16 protein-coding genes and 1 pseudogene are annotated in these 18,083 nt (G+C 42.4%); 4 read left to right on the forward strand and 13 right to left on the reverse strand.

Annotated features, from left to right (window positions below; translation table 11 throughout):
* The first annotated feature begins 344 nt into the window (after window positions 1-344).
* Window positions 345-1,259, forward strand: a complete 915-nt coding sequence (locus ACYRY3_RS06540; protein ID WP_460200894.1) for a lysylphosphatidylglycerol synthase domain-containing protein — start codon at window positions 345-347, stop codon at window positions 1,257-1,259.
* 131 nt (window positions 1,260-1,390) lie between these two features.
* On the opposite strand, the gene ACYRY3_RS06545 is transcribed toward ACYRY3_RS06540, so the two are convergent.
* The 5 genes and pseudogenes from ACYRY3_RS06545 to ACYRY3_RS06565 form a co-directional block, all read right to left on the reverse strand.
* Entirely contained in the window at window positions 1,391-2,716 is a 1,326-nt protein-coding gene (locus ACYRY3_RS06545) for a hypothetical protein (RefSeq protein WP_460200895.1), read from the reverse strand.
* A 259-nt stretch (window positions 2,717-2,975) separates the two neighbouring features.
* Window positions 2,976-3,071: pseudogene (locus tag ACYRY3_RS06550) on the reverse strand (diversity-generating retroelement protein Avd); the annotation flags it as partial.
* 107 nt (window positions 3,072-3,178) lie between these two features.
* On the reverse strand, window positions 3,179-3,409 hold the full coding sequence (locus tag ACYRY3_RS06555) for a hypothetical protein (protein WP_460200896.1): 231 nt from the start codon (window positions 3,407-3,409) through the stop codon (window positions 3,179-3,181).
* Between the two features lie 150 nt (window positions 3,410-3,559).
* The gene (locus ACYRY3_RS06560; protein ID WP_460200897.1) at window positions 3,560-6,751 is read right to left on the reverse strand and encodes a GAF domain-containing sensor histidine kinase; all 3,192 of its coding nucleotides are present in this window, start codon (window positions 6,749-6,751) and stop codon (window positions 3,560-3,562) included.
* Window positions 6,752-6,931: 180 nt separating this feature from the next.
* Entirely contained in the window at window positions 6,932-7,201 is a 270-nt protein-coding gene (locus ACYRY3_RS06565) for a hypothetical protein (RefSeq protein ID WP_460200898.1), read from the reverse strand.
* Between the two features lie 253 nt (window positions 7,202-7,454).
* Here ACYRY3_RS06565 and ACYRY3_RS06570 point away from each other — a divergent pair, with 253 nt between their 5' ends.
* The 3 genes from ACYRY3_RS06570 (at window position 7,455) to ACYRY3_RS06580 (ending at window position 8,890) form a co-directional block, all read left to right on the forward strand.
* Window positions 7,455-8,171 carry a Uma2 family endonuclease gene (locus ACYRY3_RS06570; protein WP_460200899.1) on the forward strand — a complete coding sequence of 239 codons (717 nt, stop codon included), beginning with the start codon at window positions 7,455-7,457 and terminating at the stop codon, window positions 8,169-8,171.
* 350 nt (window positions 8,172-8,521) lie between these two features.
* Window positions 8,522-8,698 (forward strand): hypothetical protein, encoded by a 177-nt coding sequence (locus ACYRY3_RS06575; RefSeq protein ID WP_460200900.1) that lies wholly within the window; start codon window positions 8,522-8,524, stop codon window positions 8,696-8,698.
* Between the two features lie 3 nt (window positions 8,699-8,701).
* Window positions 8,702-8,890 (forward strand): hypothetical protein, encoded by a 189-nt coding sequence (locus tag ACYRY3_RS06580; protein ID WP_460200901.1) that lies wholly within the window; start codon window positions 8,702-8,704, stop codon window positions 8,888-8,890.
* Here ACYRY3_RS06580 and ACYRY3_RS06585 read toward each other — a convergent pair.
* The 8 genes from ACYRY3_RS06585 to ACYRY3_RS06620 form a co-directional block, all read right to left on the reverse strand.
* Window positions 8,869-9,801 (reverse strand): ABC transporter ATP-binding protein, encoded by a 933-nt coding sequence (locus ACYRY3_RS06585; protein ID WP_460200902.1) that lies wholly within the window; start codon window positions 9,799-9,801, stop codon window positions 8,869-8,871. The two genes, ACYRY3_RS06580 and ACYRY3_RS06585, sit on opposite strands and share 22 nt — an antisense overlap.
* Before the next feature lie 90 nt (window positions 9,802-9,891).
* Window positions 9,892-10,488, reverse strand: a complete 597-nt coding sequence (locus tag ACYRY3_RS06590) for a hypothetical protein (RefSeq protein ID WP_460200903.1) — start codon at window positions 10,486-10,488, stop codon at window positions 9,892-9,894.
* A gap of 167 nt (window positions 10,489-10,655) precedes the next feature.
* Complete coding sequence (locus ACYRY3_RS06595; RefSeq protein WP_460200904.1) at window positions 10,656-11,537, reverse strand: carbohydrate ABC transporter permease; 882 nt, start codon at window positions 11,535-11,537, stop codon at window positions 10,656-10,658.
* A 3-nt stretch (window positions 11,538-11,540) separates the two neighbouring features.
* Complete coding sequence (locus ACYRY3_RS06600) at window positions 11,541-12,449, reverse strand: carbohydrate ABC transporter permease (protein WP_460200905.1); 909 nt, start codon at window positions 12,447-12,449, stop codon at window positions 11,541-11,543.
* 25 nt (window positions 12,450-12,474) lie between these two features.
* Window positions 12,475-13,728, reverse strand: coding sequence for an ABC transporter substrate-binding protein (locus ACYRY3_RS06605; protein WP_460200906.1), 1,254 nt, complete (start codon window positions 13,726-13,728; stop codon window positions 12,475-12,477).
* A gap of 487 nt (window positions 13,729-14,215) precedes the next feature.
* A complete protein-coding gene (locus ACYRY3_RS06610) occupies window positions 14,216-15,019 on the reverse strand; it encodes an ABC transporter permease (RefSeq protein WP_460200907.1) in 804 nt (267 codons plus the stop codon).
* Window position 15,020: 1 nt separating this feature from the next.
* A complete protein-coding gene (locus tag ACYRY3_RS06615) occupies window positions 15,021-16,505 on the reverse strand; it encodes an efflux RND transporter periplasmic adaptor subunit (RefSeq protein WP_460200908.1) in 1,485 nt (494 codons plus the stop codon).
* 66 nt (window positions 16,506-16,571) lie between these two features.
* The gene (locus ACYRY3_RS06620) at window positions 16,572-18,080 is read right to left on the reverse strand and encodes an HlyD family efflux transporter periplasmic adaptor subunit (RefSeq protein ID WP_460200909.1); all 1,509 of its coding nucleotides are present in this window, start codon (window positions 18,078-18,080) and stop codon (window positions 16,572-16,574) included.
* Between the last annotated feature and the right edge of the window lie 3 nt (window positions 18,081-18,083).

Below are 18,083 nucleotides of genomic sequence, written 5' to 3' on the forward strand. Positions count from 1 at the left end.
TAACTTGATTTATTAGGGCTGGGTGGGCACTGCCCACCAAAAGCGAAGGTGCAACATAGCCCAATATGGTTCAGTTAAGGCTGATGTGCAAATAATCACGTTGTAGAGACGCGCTGTTTGAAGCGTCTCTACATTATGGCGCGTCTCTATGTTGTGTTCTCAATCAGGCTTCTGGTCTTATCTGAACCGTATTGCAACATAACCCTACCTACGTCTTTAGGTAATCTAGCAATCCGAATTGTCCGTCTGAGTGACTCGGTTTTTTAGGTCTTGATGAGAATATAACTGATATGCATTATGATTTGATGTATTTAGATAAGCGATCGCTCGGTTAAAATACTAAGATGATGAAGCGGATTTTACGCTGGTTAATTTTGGGTGGAACATTATTTTTTTTAGCAAAAGCCCTTAAGGATAACTGGCAAGATGTAGCTAATATCCGTATTGACGCATTCAGTTGGGCAATTTTATCTACTGCAACGGGTATAACTTTATTAGCCCATACTTTGGCAGGTTGGGTATGGACTTGGGTTCTTCACGATTTAAAGCAACCCATACACCCTTTTAAATTTATTCAAGTCTATTTAAAAACGAATATTGCTAAGTACATACCGGGTAATGTCTGGCATTACTACGGACGAATTCTAGCTGCAAAAAATTCTGAAGTGTCTGTCGGCGTAGCTACCCTCAGCGTCTTGCTAGAACCACTCTTGATGGCAGCAGCTGCTTTAATAATTGTCCTAGTCAGCAGCCAATTTATCCCACAAGATACAGCCTTTGCTTTACAAATAGCACGAGTTATCGGCTTGGTAGGGGTGCTTTGTGTGATTCATCCAAGGTTTCTGAATTTGGGAATTAGGATATTACAGCGTTTGAAGGTCAGAAAGTCTAATTCTTCGACGATACCTAGCTCAACTTCTCTTCTTGAACAATACCCCCTGCGACCTTTGTTAGGAGAACTGGGTTTTATACTTCTGCGCGGTCTTGGATTTGTGTTAACTTTGTTCGCTCTGAGTCCTTTGAATTGGAGTCAAATACCTTTGTTACTTGGGGCTTTTAGTTTCTCTTGGTTGCTGGGGTTGATTGTTCCCGGCGCACCAGGGGGCTTGGGAGTGTTTGAAGCTACTGCGATCGCCCTGTTACAATACCATTTTCCCACAGCCCTCATCCTCAGTGCTGTTAGTTTGTATCGTTTGATTAGCATTTTTGCTGAAACTTCTGGTGCAGCCTTAGCTTGGCTTGATGAACGTCTTTCATAAGTAGGTCGGTATGAAAAAAGGTAACTGGAAAAGGTCGTCCTCAGTCAGCTGTCATTTGTCATTGGTAAGGGTTTCAGATATATTTAAATTTTGTAATGTAGTTGTATTTATTCCCGACCGCTTACTGAAAATCATTTTATTCTATTTATTTTTAACTGAGAAAAAACATGATAATCATCCAGGTTCAACTGTGGCTCTGCGGTTTCCTCATCTTCTTTTATCTTAATTAAATTATATTCAATATTTTCCGCATAAATTGCGAAAGTGATATTAAAAATCTCTATAAAATGAATGAGCCATTTGCACTCATCTTCTGGGTATTTATTGTAGTAGCGAATCAGATGAGCTATGCGACCTTCTAAATGACTGCGCGAGTTTTTAGAAACAAGAATAATTTTAAGTAATACTATCACTAACGTAAGTGGATGTCCTTGAGAAAGCAATAAAATAAATAGTGACGAAGGTTCGCGTCCATTTTCTGTAATTAAATAATCAATGACTTTATTGCAAGTTCTTAACAACAAATCCTTATTAATAACTTCTTCATGTTGTTCTGCTTTCCAAGGATACAGCTTTTCGGATAGCTGCTGTTTCAAAGTTTCTACAAAATTCTGTTGTTGCACGGAAAAAATCAAATACTTTTGTAAGCTTGCTTTAAATTCTTCAAAAGTTTGATTTTGTGTTTGCTTTAGGAATATATTGGCAATATTTTCATAGCTAAATATACCTTTTTTGACAACAATTGCTTTGATTAAGTGCAAAACGTTGTCTCCCAGTATAGTAGGATTTTTGTGACGGCTAATAGTTGAGCTAGAAGATTGAGAACGAGCAATATACATAGCTAGCTCAAACTTAAACTTGTCTTTAAGTTGTCTGGCTAGCTTTATAGCAGCTTCCTGTTGCTCCCTTGGATTATTAACATCTAAGGATTGAGCTACTAACAAATAGGAAGAGTAACGATTTATCCAATTGACTTTAGATTGTTCCTCTATATTTTTAAATGCAAATAATTTCAAATCTTGATATTCTTTGCTATCAATAAAATCATCTATCCATCTAATATAAATGGCATTTTTTTTATTTTTTTTTGTATTTAAAATGTTTTTATATTGAGAAAATAGCTGTACCAAATCCTGGATGTATTTGTGTTTTCTATTAGTTTCCCAATTATTAATTAATATATAACAACAGCGCTTAAGCGTGTTGTAAAATTCCCGATCTTCAGTCTCAAGGAAAAGTTCATGAATTCCTGCTTGAAAATCAGAATCTTCTGTATCAATCAAGCTAAGAAACAGGCGTTCAAATTCTTGTAAAACCTGTTCTGGCTCCCAGGTTTTAACAATGCCAATAAAATATTTATATATCCTCTCTTGTGCAATCTCTAAATCTAGTCGTTTTTTTTCAGAGTCAAAAGTATATTTGTTGCTCTGATAATCTGTTAAGCTGTTTGCGGTCATGGTACTTCTTAAGACCAAAGAATACCCAGTTCATATTTTCTCAGCTTAACCTCAGCCAACAGGAGTATCAATCAATTCTTCAAAAATTCAGTGTTTCTTTATCAGAAATTTGATAAACCCTTAAAATTATGGCTTTACTAATATAAAATTTATCAAACTCTACGTATCAATACTGAGATTTTATAGAAACGCTATTTGACTTTTGAAACATACGTAGGTAGGGCTGTGCCTCAGTTGTTCAATTGTATGGCATAGCTGCTAAGGTAAATTTATGAATTTTGGGCAACCTCTCAATAATTGGCACGTACCATTTAATGCAATCATAGGTCTTTTGGATGACCGATAATTCTTTCATTTTTTAATCAATCTTAATATTACTGTCTAAAAATTCGAGTCGCCTTATGGCTACAAAAAAAGAAAAAAAGAACAAGCGTAAAGGGTAAAAAAATAAAGTATAAATAGCTACTTAAAGCCCAACCCCACCCCACAGGCTACACGAAAACCAAAACTGCTGCTGAAGTAGTCGCGCTCCGCCCTATAGTTGACGTCGCGGGACGCGGAACGGCAGTTTTTAGGAAGGTAGAGCCAGGAACCGCCCCGCAGCACGGCATTTGCCGATTTTTGAGAAAGGGTATCATTATTGTCAAACCAAGCGCTGCCATCTGTTGGCGCACCTTCATAGTTATCGGGCATAGCCCTACCTACGATCGGGATTAGCTTTTTGGGCTTTGATTTTTGCAATAAGGTGATGGTGCAAGATATGAGCCAACGCGAAGCGTGCCGACGCAAGGTAGGCATACAACCGTTCGCCCCTACCTATGTACTTCTATCTGCTTCTTAGCCTTACATCTTGACTTTAACGATAGGTTTTTTAGCTATTGTCTGACGAATCGGTAACTCAATGATAAACTCCGTACCTTTGCCGAGTTCAGATTGGCAATATATCTTACCGTTATGTTTATCAGTCACGATTTTATAGCTAATAGAAAGCCCCAATCCCGTACCTTTACCTACAGATTTGGTAGTAAAAAATGGATCGAATATCCGAGATATTAGCTTCTCATCTATGCCGAGTCCGTTGTCAGTAATCCGAATGCTAATCCAGTCATTATTAAGCATAGAAGTAGAAATGCGGATTTGGCTGGGGTTAGCAGCGATCGCTTCAGGAGTTGCTTGTGTATTCCGCTCTTCTAACGCATCAATAGCATTAGATAACAGATTCATAAACACTTGATTTAACTGACCGGGATAACATTCTATTAGAGGTAAGCGATCGTAATCTTTTTTTACATGAATAATAGGACTACCAGATGAAGAACTCAAACGGTGTTGCAGAATCATTAATGTACTGTCGATACCTTCGTGGATGTTGGCAGCTTTGAAATCAGCTTCATCTAAACGGGAAAAGTTCCGCAAAGATGTCACAATTCCGCGAACACGCTCCGTACCAACCTTCATCGATTGGAATAATTTCGGTAAGTCGTCAAATAAAAACTCGATTTCGGCTTGCTTAAGAAACTCTCGTATCTCCGGTGTCGTATCAGCATGGTAGTGGGTGTAAAGTTTTACGCAATTCAACAAATTTTGTGTGTATTGGTGAGCGTGTTCCAAGTTGCCGTGAATAAAATTTATTGGGTTATTAATTTCGTGGGCAACCCCCGCCACCAATTGTCCCAAACTAGCCATTTTTTCCGCCTGGATAATTTGTATTTGCGCTGTCCGTAGTTCTGTCAAAGCCTGCGCTAGTTGATTTGCTTCTTTACGGGTTTGACCGAGCAAACTAGATTGTTGAAATAGGTTGGCTTGAAGCAATGCTACGCTAAGTTGCGCCGATACTTGGGTGACAAATTCTACTTCATCCTCTTGCCAAGGACGCGGGCAGGTACATTGGTGAATGCACAATAACCCCCACAGTTCATCGCCTTCCATCAAAGGTACAAGAATCTGTGCTTTCACTTGGAATCGCTCAATAACTTCTATATGGGGTACTTTAGGACCAACACAGTTGACATCAGATATGACTTGTACTTTCCCTTGGCGATATTGCGGTAGGAAATGGTTACCAAAATAATGATCTTGCACCTTTATGGACAGGGCAGAATCAAACTTCGGCAGCACATCTTCGGCAATAAATTCACCGCTGCAAGGATCTACATCAGGTTCAAATTGGAAGATAGCAACTCGATCTGCTTTTAGCGCTCGCCTGACCTCGTGTACTGTAGTATTGAAAATTGTCTCTAAATCCAAAGACTCGCGAATTTTTACCACCAAATCAAATAAAATCCGGCGTTGTTCAGCTGCTTGATGCAGTTCATCAGCACGGGTTTGAATTTGCATCATCATTTCGCAACTTTGTAACGCCACTCCTAATTGACTGGCAACCTGTGCCAAGAATTCTACTTCTACACTCTCCCACTGGCGTGGTGCAGAATGCTGATAACCCGCCAGCAATCCCCACAGGTTCCGCCCCACAAAAATGGGAGTCAACACATAAGCGCGAATCTTGAACTGCTCTAAAATATCTAGGTGGCAGCGTGAGTGTCCGGCTTGGTAGATATCATTAACAGCAAAGGTTTCATTATTGCGGTAGCGTCCGCCTTTAGTTTCTTGTAGATGGGTATCTTGCCAAACAAGATTTTTGCCGAAGGGATTAATACTGTCCCACTGCGCTTCAACCATACCAAAATGGCTGATAAATTCACCACTCCAGTCGGGATTAAAACGATAAACCCCAACCCGCTCAACTCGCAGCAATTTACATACTTCTTGACAAGTCGTTTTTAAAATTAAATTGATATCTAGAGAAGAACGAATTTTCGCTACTACCTCCGTCAATGCGCGTTGACGGATGATTGCATCTTTAAGGGCGATCGCCTGTTGTTTGGACTGCTCTAAATTCTCGGCTTGCTGAATTGCCACTCCTAATTGCGCCCCTACCTGTTCGACAAATTCAACTTCGTAATTTGCCCATTGACGTGGTCCGGAGTGTTGATAAGCCGCTATCAATCCCCACAGTTTTGTACCAGTAAATATGGGTGCTACGGCATAAGCCCGAATCTTGAATTGCTCTAAAATATCAATATGACAACGTGAATGACCGATTTCATAAATGTCATTAACGGCAAAACTCTCATTATTGCGGTAACGCCCTCCTTTAGTTTCTTGTAAGTGGGTATCCTCCCAAACTAAATTTTGTCCAAAACGATGAAGTCTGTCCCATTGCGTCTCTACCATGCCAAATTGACTGACAAACTCACCACTCCAGTCTTCACGAAAGCGATAAACAGCTGCCCGTTCTAGCTTCAGCAATTTGCACAGTTGTTGACAAGCCGTGTCTAAAATAATTTTAGTGTCTACAGAAGAGCGAATATTGGTGACAACTTCTGTTAAAGCACGTTGTCTGGCTATGGCATCCTGTAATTCTGTTGTGCGTTGCTTGTTCTGTTCTAGGGTTTGTGCTTGCTGCATCGCCACACCAAGATGGCTGGCAGCATGTGCTAAAAATTCAACTTCGTGAGTATGCCATTGTCGCGGGGCTGAATGTTGATAGGCAGCCAGCAATCCCCAGAGTTTTTCACCCACGAAAATCGGTGCTAGGGCGTATGCTTGAATCTGGAATTGTTCTAATACTTCAATATGACAACGAGCGTGTCCGGTTTTGTATATGTCAGCCACAGCAAAGGGCTCATTTTTACGATATCGCCCCCCCTGTGTTTCTTGCAAATGAGAATCTTGCCATACTAAGTCTTGCCCAAAGGCATTTAGTGTATCCCAAGGTGGCACTGCAAAGCCAAAACGATTTATGAAACTACCGCTCCAGTCTGTGTTAAAACGATAGATTGTCACTCGTTCAATCTTCAATTGCCGACAAATATCTTGACAAGAAGTCGAACACAAGGATTCTAAGTTAATAGATGCACGAATTTTACCCAGAATCCTTGCCAAAATTTTCTGGTACTGCATTAAAAGCTCTAGCTGTTTATGACATTCTTGCCAGCCTAAATGGCTTGCAGTTTCATAATCGTTGGTTGTCATACTCTCCAAGGAAAACGGACTACTTAGTTGTAGTGTTCCCTGATTTATTTTTTAATTATAAGTATAGACAAAACTATATATAGGAAATTTATCTAAGTAAATGTACGTAATTTATTAAATATTAAAAACAACTAAAGTGCGATCGCGAGCATCCTGTTTTTGCAATATTTTTTAGAAATGCTACAGGAAGTTAGGAGTGTCGAAGATGTTCACTAGCCTGCGGTAATGAATATATGTATTAAGTGGCAAAATGCGATCGTTCTGATTCTTTCGTAGTAGGGTGGGCACCGCCCACCAACTGATTCTTTCGTAGAATGGGCACTGCCCACCAGCTGATTCTTTCGTAGGGTGGGCACTGCCCACCAACTGATTCTTTCGTATAATGGGCAGTGCCCACCAGCTGATTCTTTCATAGGCACCGCCCACCAGCCCTCCCAATCGAAGGTGCAAGATGTCAGTAATTAACTCTCTTTGAATTAAGGTAAACTGCGAGGAAAGTACCCTTTCCAAATAGGAACTAACTTAAATCTTAAACGCCAGACTCACGGCTCATCATAATAATAACAATTTCTGATGACCTGCAATCTTTAGTATTCGCTTTAACAAAAAGATCTAATATCTGGTGTGGTGTGTTTATCTATCGAATGGCAATTAAAGCATCTAAAATAATTTTAGAACCCCAAACCAAACTTGATACTCCGCCATGCTAGAGTACAAATTGCCGCGATATCTACCTTCGGCAGAAGAACTGCCCGACTCGGACGAAACACCTGTGGATAACGAACTGCAAGAATTATTACCAGGACTATTAAAAGCTACCCTGCTGATGCTTTGGTCAGAGCGGATGGACTGGTTTTTCGGCATTGATATGGGGATTTATATTCACCCAGATGAACCGCCAATAGTACCGGATGGATTTCTCAGTTTGGGTGTTGAAAGATTTTATGATGAAGAGTTACGTCCTAGTTATGCACTTTGGGATGAAAATGTAGTACCAATTTTAGCTTTAGAAGTCGTATCCCAAACTTATCGTAAAGAATACAGTGCCAAAAAAGATGAGTATGCAACGCTAGGCGTACTCTACTATGTCATTTACTCATCGCGCCGCCGTCGCAAACCTCGCTTAGAAGTACATAAACTAATAAACGGTGAGTACGTATTACAGCAGGGAAATCCAGTTTGGATGCCAGAAATCATGTTGGGGATTGGTTGTGCTCGTGGAAGTTATGGTGGAATTACTCGCGAGTGGCTGTATTGGTACGACGAACACCAACAGCGATATCCAACACCCCAAGAACAGGTCAAAATAGCTCAACAGCAAGCACAAGCCGAAGCACAACGGGCACACAGAGAAGCACAACGGGCTGAAAAACTGGCTGCCAAATTACGTGAGTTGAATATTGACCCCGATCAAATTTAGTTTTCGAGCAACAATAGACCTCTCCAGAAGAGCAATCACCGATGAGGAATTAACACGTAGAATTGATAAGCTTTTGATTCTAGAAGCTGTTTCCGGAACACTCAATGATTTGCAGATTGTAACTAACTGAGGTACAGCTGTTGTAAGGGCGCAAGGCATTGCACCCCTACCACCATTGCATATGTATCATGAATTTCGTGAATTGGTCTCAGGGTTGCACTCGGAGTGCGATCGCTTCAATACAGCCACTATGTCAGTAATTAACTCTCTTTGAATTAAGGTAAACTGCGAGGAAAGTACCCTTTCCAAATAGGAACTATATTCAAAAGTAAATTTTCATCAAAGTTCCTATGGATAGAATAGTAAATGAATTTCTCAATTTAGGGAATTTTCAACGCGCTTGGGAAAAAGTAGCAGAAAATCGAGGTTCCGCAGGTGTAGATGGGGAAACCATTGATAGTTTTGCTAGCAACCAAACTATTAATATTTATCAATTGCTCAATGCAGTTAGCAATGGAACTTATTAACCTTTGCCTTGCAAGCAGGTAATTATTCCCAAAAAAAATGGTTCTCAAAGAGAATTAAAAATCCCTACAGTCCGCGACAGAATTGTCCAACAGGCTTTATTAAATGTACTTTATCCATTAATGGATGCTAAATTTTCGGCTGCAAGTTTTGCTTATCGTCCTAATTTATCTTACCTGAATGCGACTAAATAGTGCATACCCAAGTTTTCCACGAGAAACACTCGCCCTCTAATAGTTTGTGTCTCTTTGGCTTCTGGAATACGAACGTTTTCCGGACGGATTCCCAGGACAATTTCAGGTGGTACGGTTGGTAAATCTGGGAGAGGTATTTGGAAATTCCCCAGCATGGCGTGTCTTCCTTTACAGGGTAGTGTCAGTAAATTCATTTGGGGACTGCCAACAAATCCAGCGACAAATAAGTTGGCTGGATGGTTGTAGATGCGATCGGGTGGGTCAAGTTGCTGGACATGACCATCATTTAGCAAAGCTACTTTAGTGGAAAGTGTCATCGCTTCTGTCTGGTCGTGGGTCACATAAACAACGGGAACGTTTTGAGCGGCGAATAGTTGCTTGATATCTGCACGCACTCGTTCGCGCAACAGTGCATCTAAGTTACTTAAGGGTTCGTCTAACAGGTACACATTAGCACGACGTACAAGTGCTCGCCCTACCGCAACTCGCTGCCGTTGTCCCCCAGATAGTTGACCGGGCTTGCGGTTCAATAAGTCTTCCAATCCTAAAATATGGGCAACGTCTGCGATTCGGCTTTTAATTTCTGCAGGTGGTGTGCGGTGCAGTTTGAGCCCGGATGCAAGGTTGTTATACACTGTCATGTGGGGATAAAGGGCATAACTTTGAAACACCATTGCAATGTTGCGATCTGCGGGTCGCTTATAGGTGACATCCACGTCTCCAATTGTAATTTGACCGCGAGTCGGTTCTTCAAGACCTGCAATCATCCGCAATGTGGTGGATTTACCACATCCAGAGGGACCTAATAAAGTGAGAAACTCTCCATCATCCACGGTTAAGCTAACATCTTTTACCGGAATAACTTTGGGGGTGTAGGTTTTGTTTAAGTTTTTCAGTACAAGTTTAGGCATTGTTCGATTTTTAATTTTGAATTAACAACTGTACAAACGCGATAGCTTCGCTCCTGCCCGGAGGGCAGATCGCCTATTTTCAAAGAAAGTTTATTTCAGAATCGATAAGAAAATTCCCAGCAAGCGCTCGCATGGAAATAGCGGCACTTCTAACTTATCGATGTACAAAATGTCGCCAACCAAACGCAAAAACTTCCAAGCTGTTCCCGACGTAACACAACCGTGAATAGCGAGTACATCCTTACCCTCATTTTCATTGAAAATTTTAGCAGCTAGCATTTCTGCACCACACTGTCCCAATCCACTATTGAGGTTGTTGTTTTTCGCTTCAACAATCGTCATTACTGGGGCAGCAATGAAATATTGTTCTTTGTCAAGACTAATCAAAAAGTCTGGATTACCATTGAGCCCAATATTCGGCTCGACTGTGAAATCGTTGCCGCTAAACAGTGATATCTCGTTGCGCTTTTGCTCCTTAACCTCTAGTAGTACCGGGAAAACAATCATCTCAGACCTAGATTTTTCTGTATCCGTAGCTAAAGCCAAAGGCACAGTTTTTTCTAGTAACTGAACGAGAAAATCTGACGGTTGTACTGGTGTAATTTCTGGGAAAAGCACAACGTTTTCCTCAATTTTTAAGTTAAAGTCTTTGACCAGTTTTTTAAGAGTAAATTGGCTGTAGGGCATTGTTGAAAATCAAAATAAGTAAGTGGACAGAAATAAATAGAACTGTGTTACGAAATGTCAACCGATCCAAAATCCTTACTAATGACAAAGGACTAAGGACTAAGGACGACCCTCATGAGTTAACTTTATTTGTGTCATCCTACTTACTTACACTTACTTACATCAATTTACCCTTTGACAGCACCAGCAGTCAGACCTTGAACAATCCTGCGCTGGAAGAATAAAACTAGTAGAACTAGGGGTACAGTTCCTACAACAGTGGCAGCCGCAATGGGGCCATAGGGAATTTCGTAGATTGAGGCACCACCCAACTGGGCAGCGGCTACGGGAATTGTCTTTAATTCTTCACGAGTCATAAACGTGAGAGCAAAGATAAACTCATTCCAAGCAAAAATAAAGGCGAGAATCCCGGTAGTGACTAGGGCGGGAAGGGTCATGGGTAGCACGATTTGCCACAGCAATTGAAAGGTGTTGTAGCCATCGACCCTTGCTGAATCTTCTAAGTCTTTGGGCAATTGCTGGAAAAAACTTCTCAACACTAAAATCGTTAGCGGCAAATTGATTGCAGTGTAAGGTAATATCAACGCCAAATAGTTGTTACCCAGCCTTAGTGCTTGGATAATTTCTAACAGCCCTATAAATAGGAGAATCCCAGGAAATAAGGTTACTATCAAGACGCCTGCAAGGATAACTCGTTCACCCCAAGGACGCAACCGTGCGAGGGCATAAGCAGCAGGTGCTCCAATCGCCAGGGCAAGAGCTGTGGAAGTAATGGAGACGAAAGCGCTATTGAATATGTAGCGCCAAAATGGACGGCGGACGAATAATTCAATGTAGTGAGCGAGAGTGTATCGCGTGGGGAAATAGACGGTAGGAATGGCGGCAATGTCTTGATTTACCTTGAAGGAGGTCAGCAGTTGCCATAGGGCTGGTGCTAGGCTGAACAGTACTACTAATGCAATTGCTATCGGTAGCAAGATTTTTTTCCAAGGGATTGCTTTCTTTGATGGTTTTGAAGTCCTTGGTGGAATTTCTCGAACTGCAGTCATGGGTTAAACGGCTCCTGATGACCGGGCGCGGGATCTGTTAAGTAGGAAACTAGCGATCGCTACTGCTGCAACTAGTATTAGAAATGTTACGACTACGAGGGCTGCCCCATATCCAAAATCTAGGTAACGCATCACGGTAGAGTAGATGTACAGCGACACCACTTCGGTTGCACCACCGGGACCACCCCCAGTCATGACCGCAATCAAATCGAAAATCCCGAAAGCTTGAGCAAATCGAAATAGCACTGAAATCAGGATTTGCGGTAGCAGCAGTGGCAAAGTAATTTTGTAGAAATTTTGCCAAGGTGTTGCGCCATCAACTGAATGAGCTTCGTAAAGGTCTTGAGGAATTGACTGTAAGCCAGCTAGTAGCAGGATACTAATAAAGGGTGTTGTTTTCCAAATATCGGCAAAAATCACTGCTATCATCGCCAGTGTTGGATTTCCCAACCAGTTAATCCCAGTTTCAATCAATCCCAATCGCCGCAAAAGATCGTTGACAACCCCAAATTGGTCGTTAAAAATCCAAGCCCATGCTAGACCAATCAGAGCGGTAGGCAACGCCCAGGGTAAAATGGCGATGGTACGCACGACTCCCCGTCCAAAAAACGCCTGATTTAGAACTAAGGCAATTCCCAATCCCAGTAATAGTTCCGAAACAACGGATGCTGTTGTGAACACGGTTGTTGTCCAGAGACTCTGCCAAAAACGACCATCCCCCATCATCCGTGCATAATTGTCTAAACCAGAGAATACGGGTTGTAATTCCGTTCCCAAATTCCTAGTAAATACACTTAACCAAAATGCGCGTGCGATCGGGTAGGCAAATATAAACAACAGCAGCAGCAATGCTGGTGTTAGTAAAATCCAAGCCGTTCTCTGTTGCCGACCTTGGAGCGTATGCAAGTTCATAAAGGTTTACTCTTAACGGATATAGTTAGCCTTGTCCAACTCTTAGCAGTCGGCGTGTTTCACTAGCAGCAGCCTGCATTGCTTGTTCGGGGCTTATCCGACCGCTGAGTGTTGCACTCAAGTAGCGTTGCAAAATATCTGATGCTTGAGCATATTGAGCAACTGGTGGGCGTAAGACTGCATTATCCACCACTTTCAGCAACTCGGGATAGTGGGGATATTTGGCTACAATTTCTGGGTCTGTAAACAACGAACGTCGGCTTGGAACGTAACCTGCACTCAAAATGAATTGGCGCTGTGCTTCTTCACTGGTGAAGTATTGAATTGCTTCCCATGCTTCCTTAGCATATGTGGAAGATTTGGCAATTCCCAAACCCCAGCCCCCAAGACAAGCCCCCCCATTGGTACCGGAAGCATGAACCATCGTCTTAATACCAATTTTGCCCTGGATTGGCGAACCTTTTTCATTGGCTAGAGTCCAAACATAGGGCCAACTCCGTAAAAACGCTACTTGACCGCTTTGGAACATACGCCTGGTGTCTTCTTCTACATAGGTCGTTACTCCAGGAGGAGAAACGCCCTCCCTAACTGTACTACGCAGAAATTCTATCGCTTTGAGAGTTTGTGGTCTATCCAGCCCTACCTCACCCGTGTCAGGATTAATCCAGAAGCCACCGGAACCTTGGAGAACTTCTACAAACATTGCCACCAATCCTTCATACTGGCGACCTTGCCAAACATAACCCCAATTTACCTCGTCTTTTTTCTGTAAGGCTTGGGAAATTCGCATTAAGTCTTCAAAGGTTTCGGGTGGTTTGAATCCCGCTTCTTTGAGCAAGTCTTGTCGGTAGTAGAGCATTCCCACATCAGAACGCATGGGAATTCGGTATAACTTGTCTTGGTAACGTCCCGCTTCTACGTCCTTGGACGAAAATGCTGTCAACTCCTGCTTGGAAATGCGATCGTCCAAAGGTAGTAACCATCCAGCCGCTGCAAATTTTGGTGCCCAGATGGTATCCATGTATATCAAATCATAAGGAGATTCACCTAAGATAAAAGCAGAAGTGTATAAGTCTTCTAGCAAATTAGTCGCATTTGGTCCCTCAATGATGTTAATGCGAATGCCGGGATGTTTGGCTTCAAAGTCTCTAATTAAGTACTGTCTCCAAGGTGGGGTATCAGGGGCAGCCATCAATATGTTCAAAACAACTGGCTGTTGTGAGAGCGCTACCCAACTGTATAATATGATGCCAAATACCAGTGCCAGGAAAACTCCCATACGCAAAAAACCTTGTTTTCGTAAGAAGTTTAGCACTTTATTAAGTGGCTTGTGGTACAACATTGTGAATGAAGATGGTCATGAACTGCTAGCAAATAGAAAATATTTAACTCTCTAAATAGGATTTGTTGTTTACCTGCAATCTTGCTTTTGTTGATACAAAATTTTAAAAAACTTTACTTCGTTAAAAGCAAGAAAAGAAGCAGGTTTAGTTCCAAATGGCTGTCACTAAACAAACAAGTACAAATACACATTGCTTCCCAACAGAAACGCTGTCTTTCTCTTATAAGAGAATAAAAATGAAACAGTCTATTTAGAAAGTTAAAAGATTCTATTATTATCTATTAGTTAATCTTTTCCTAAATTTACATACAACTTTCCAAAGGTAGAGAAAGCTAATTAGGATAACTTTCTTAAGAAGTAGAGGCGATCGCTCTAAAGTTTAGAATTTTTCATCTTTATTGATTTAGTTAAAATGCAATAGGATTCAGTTAAGATGAATTGTAGGTTGAGCCTTGCTGTAGATCGACAATGAGCGATTGTGTTGGGTTTTGTTCTTCTCCATAAATGAGCGATTGTGTTGGGTTTTGTTCTTCTCCATAAATGAGCGATTGTGTTGGGTTTTGTTCTTCTCCATAAATGAGCGCATCCAAATAGTTCCAATATTCTGACTACCCATTAAAGCGTTGAAAAGCGATATCGGTATCAGTAACTGACCTTCAGGTGTCTCGTTGTTACCGGGATTAGTCTTTACCACCCCCACAACGATGTAGGGGTAGCGATCGACATAAATGCGCTTACCCATTGGCTTTTGACCTTTAAAAAGTTTGTCCGCCAGAAATTGATCGATGACCACCACAGGTCGATAGTTGGAAAAATCTGCTCTTGTGAAAAACCGTCCCTTCACTAATTGCTTACCTGATGTGAGCAAGAAATTTTGAGAAACACCTAACATCGAAGAATTCTTCGCTTCTTCATCTTGAAATAAAGTTTGAGAAGAAGTTGGAGAACTGGACACACTGATTGCTTGTAAGCCCGAGAGCCGTTTTTGCAAGAATTTCATGTCTTCTAGCTGAAGAAGTCGTGACTCTGGGTATATTACGGCCTGAGGGGCATCTCGCCCTGCCATTTGACGGGCAATCACTGCCCGACTAATGCTACCAACTTGAAGCGTCGCGGTTACCGCTGCTACACCTATGAAAACGCCTAGGGTGGTTAGGGTAGAACGCAAGGGGTTGCCGCTTAAAGAGCGGGAAGTTAAAGTTAGTAGGTCAAAAGGTGTGAGACTCATACTATTCGCTGTTACTTTCTGTTGAGTTGTCTTGGAGAACGCTCGGCGTTCCTGGTTCCGATTTGGAATCAGTTGAGGGCAGCACCACTTGCTCACCAGGGCGCAGACCAGAGATTACCTCCACATTAGTCAACCCCTCTAGCCCCAGAGTGATGTTTTTCTTCTGAGCCTTACCTTGTTTATCCCGCACCAATACGAAAGGCTTTTCTTCAGAGCGCTGAATTGCCTCCGTGTCCAAAACCACCACGTTCTGCCGTTGTTGCAAAACAATTTCGACATTGACCTGGCTGCCAGGAATTAGCTTGCGGGAAGGCTTATTAAGTCGCACTTTTGCAGATACAGTTGCTTGCCCCGATTGTTGGCTGGTGCTTTGGCTTTGGTTTTCACTAGAAGTGGTTGCTATGGGAGACAAGCTTTGCACCCGTCCTTCAAATGATTGAGCATTGGGACCGATGACACTTATGCGAGCTAACTGGTTGACCCGAACTTTAGCCGCGTTGAGGGTGGAAAGCTGGAGCGACACCAGTTCTTGGGTGGGGTCGCCCAGGGTGAGCAGGTCAGTACGCACTTGAACCCCTTCCCCATCCTTGACTTTGATGTCGAGGACCTTACTATTAATTGGCGCAGTCACAACGTTATTCTGGAGTTGTTGCTGGATTTTTTGCAGCTCGAGTTGAAGACGCTGAAGTTCGCGGGTATCGTTGCTGACCGCTAACTGAGCGTCCCACAGAGCAGATTCAGCCTGCATAACTTTATCCCGCGTTTGCTGTTGCGTATTTTGTTGCTCAAGCTGGAGGTTTTGGAGTTCGATGGTATCGCTGCTGACAGTTAACTTCGCTTCCCACAAGGCAGTTTTCGCACGGCGAACCTGTTCTTCCTGTGTCCGAAGTTCATTTTTGGGAATGAAGCCCCTTCGATCCAAAGCCTCAAGCTCTTGGAGTTTCGTTTCCTCGCCTTTTAGTTCTTCCTCAGCTTCGACAACTTTCTGACGGTTACGTGCTAGATTAAGTTCTTGTTTTTGAATTTGCAACTGCTTGTTAGTCTGGTTTTCCCCTTTAGCTGCTTTTAGTTTTTCCTCAGCTTCGACAACTTTCTGACGGTTACGTACTAGAGTGAGTTGCTGTTTTTGAATTTGCAACTGCTGGTTAGTCAGGATAGTTTGGCGTTCAGGGTTACGCAGAATAATCAGCTGCTGACCGGACTTGACCTGGTCGCCAAGCCGCACTAGCACCTGGTCAACCGCTCCTTCTGCTGGGGACTTGAGGGTTTGTTGACCACCTAGTTCAAGGGTGCCACTCTCATTTATAGTGGTTTCAATATTACCGCGTTCTACAGCGATAACAGACAGCGCCACTGACTTTGCTGGTTGGTTCTGAGTCTGGAGATAGACTACCCAGCCCCCGGCGCTAAGTGTAGCTAAAATTCCTGACCAGGCTAACCATTGAATTCCACCCTTGAATTTCTTTTTAACCTGTTCTGTAAGCATAGCGCCCGCCAATTTTGACTCTCCCACAATTGCACATAACTGTTCAAAAGGGCTCTTTGAACGTACTTAAAAGTCCGCGATTAGCCTTGCCTTTCTGAGAAAGAATTGCAGTACAGTCTCTTCTCTGGAAACAATATCAGCTGTGCCCTCCATCCCCAATTGGACGGAACACTGTTTTTTGGCTTGATGTAAAGAAAGACTTTCTGGCTCAATTGTTACCTCATAAAAGGCACCAACATCAGCTGGCTTTTGGCTTGTTGTTGTAGGAGCAACCCCAGTCGTACCATTTGCTTGAGGGACGAAAGCATCTGGGGAAATTGTTTTAACCTTACCTTTAAGAGTTCCGTAATCTGGATAAGGACAGGCAGAAACACGCACTAGTACGTTTTGCCCTTCCTTCAACTTGCTTTTCTCCTGCGATGCCACAGATGCTTTGACTACTAAGGGAGCATCACTAGGGACAATCTGGGCTATTTCCTCTCCAGAACGCACAGTTTGACCAGAGTTTCGCAGATTGAGCTTAGAGATGATACCGTCTGCTGTGGCAGTAATGGCGGTTTGGGTAAGGTCGATGTTCACTTGTTGGAGTTCACTGATGTCGCGCTTAATTGTTTGCTGAATTTCAATCTGTTGTTGGATGAGAGCTTTACGTTCTTTGTCTAATGCAGCTTCATTAGCTTTAAGGCTAGCTTTTTCTTGGGCAATGCGTTGTGTAGCGATCGCAACTTCTGCGTTAGCAGGATTAAGGAAAACCATTGCCTGTTGCTTTTTAACTACAGAAGCAACAAGCGCTTGTTTTAGGCGCTCAATAGTTTGTTTCTGTGCCTCAATTGCTGCTTTTTGTGACTCAACTGCTTGTTCTTGCTGATTAACAGCCAGTTGTGCTTCCTCGAATTGATCCACAGAAAGCGCTCCTTGTTGAGCTACTTTCTGATATCGATCCCGCTTTGATTGAGCTGCTGTGAGAGTGGCTTGAGTAGACCCTAATTTTGCTCGATCTGACCTTAAATCTGCAAAAGCTTTTTGCAATTCCTTCTGAGCTATTCTCACATTTGCCTCGGCTTCTTGAACCTCAGTCAGACTAGTAATTTTTTTATCTTGATATTCGCGAGTGCGACCGCTCAATTCAGCTTGGGCTGCAGCAATAACGCGGCTACTCCGATCGCTTTCGGCTCGAATTTGGCTATGGATAGCATCGAGTTGGGCATTGATTTGAACCAATTGTAATCGAGACTGCTGGATATTGCTTTGCAGTTGACTTTTTTTAGTTTGAAAACGAGAGTCATCAATATTGGCAATGATATCGCCTTTTTTAATAGCTTGATTTTCTTTAACCCAAACGCGCATCACCAAACCTTCAGTTGGCGCTTGAACAATTCGCAGCTCGCCAGCTGGACGAACCACAGCTTGTCCTTTAACAGTCACTTTATATTTGACAACACCAGCAACTGGGAGAGCTAATCCAAGAACACAAAGGATAAACAAACCGCCGAAGGTTGTCCAGCAACTAATTGGTGGCAGAAATTCGTTTTCTTGAATTTGGGGCAGAAACTCAGAGTTGGAGTGACTTAGCATGAT

The organism is Scytonema sp. NUACC21 (assembly GCF_054684315.1).

What these genes read in the sequence shown, in the direction of transcription:
- ACYRY3_RS06575 (WP_460200900.1), top strand. Translation starts at nt 8,522, where the DNA reads ATGGATAGAATAGTAAATGAATTTCTCAATTTAGGGAATTTTCAACGC.
- ACYRY3_RS06545 (WP_460200895.1), bottom strand. Translation starts at nt 2,716, where the DNA reads ATGACCGCAAACAGCTTAACAGATTATCAGAGCAACAAATATACTTTT.
- ACYRY3_RS06570 (WP_460200899.1), top strand. Translation starts at nt 7,455, where the DNA reads ATGCTAGAGTACAAATTGCCGCGATATCTACCTTCGGCAGAAGAACTG.
- ACYRY3_RS06585 (WP_460200902.1), bottom strand. Translation starts at nt 9,801, where the DNA reads ATGCCTAAACTTGTACTGAAAAACTTAAACAAAACCTACACCCCCAAA.
- ACYRY3_RS06540 (WP_460200894.1), top strand. Translation starts at nt 345, where the DNA reads ATGATGAAGCGGATTTTACGCTGGTTAATTTTGGGTGGAACATTATTT.
- ACYRY3_RS06590 (WP_460200903.1), bottom strand. Translation starts at nt 10,488, where the DNA reads ATGCCCTACAGCCAATTTACTCTTAAAAAACTGGTCAAAGACTTTAAC.
- ACYRY3_RS06555 (WP_460200896.1), bottom strand. Translation starts at nt 3,409, where the DNA reads ATGCCCGATAACTATGAAGGTGCGCCAACAGATGGCAGCGCTTGGTTT.
- ACYRY3_RS06560 (WP_460200897.1), bottom strand. Translation starts at nt 6,751, where the DNA reads ATGACAACCAACGATTATGAAACTGCAAGCCATTTAGGCTGGCAAGAA.
- ACYRY3_RS06620 (WP_460200909.1), bottom strand. Translation starts at nt 18,080, where the DNA reads ATGCTAAGTCACTCCAACTCTGAGTTTCTGCCCCAAATTCAAGAAAAC.
- ACYRY3_RS06610 (WP_460200907.1), bottom strand. Translation starts at nt 15,019, where the DNA reads ATGAGTCTCACACCTTTTGACCTACTAACTTTAACTTCCCGCTCTTTA.
- ACYRY3_RS06595 (WP_460200904.1), bottom strand. Translation starts at nt 11,537, where the DNA reads ATGACTGCAGTTCGAGAAATTCCACCAAGGACTTCAAAACCATCAAAG.
- ACYRY3_RS06605 (WP_460200906.1), bottom strand. Translation starts at nt 13,728, where the DNA reads ATGGGAGTTTTCCTGGCACTGGTATTTGGCATCATATTATACAGTTGG.
- ACYRY3_RS06600 (WP_460200905.1), bottom strand. Translation starts at nt 12,449, where the DNA reads ATGAACTTGCATACGCTCCAAGGTCGGCAACAGAGAACGGCTTGGATT.
- ACYRY3_RS06615 (WP_460200908.1), bottom strand. Translation starts at nt 16,505, where the DNA reads ATGCTTACAGAACAGGTTAAAAAGAAATTCAAGGGTGGAATTCAATGG.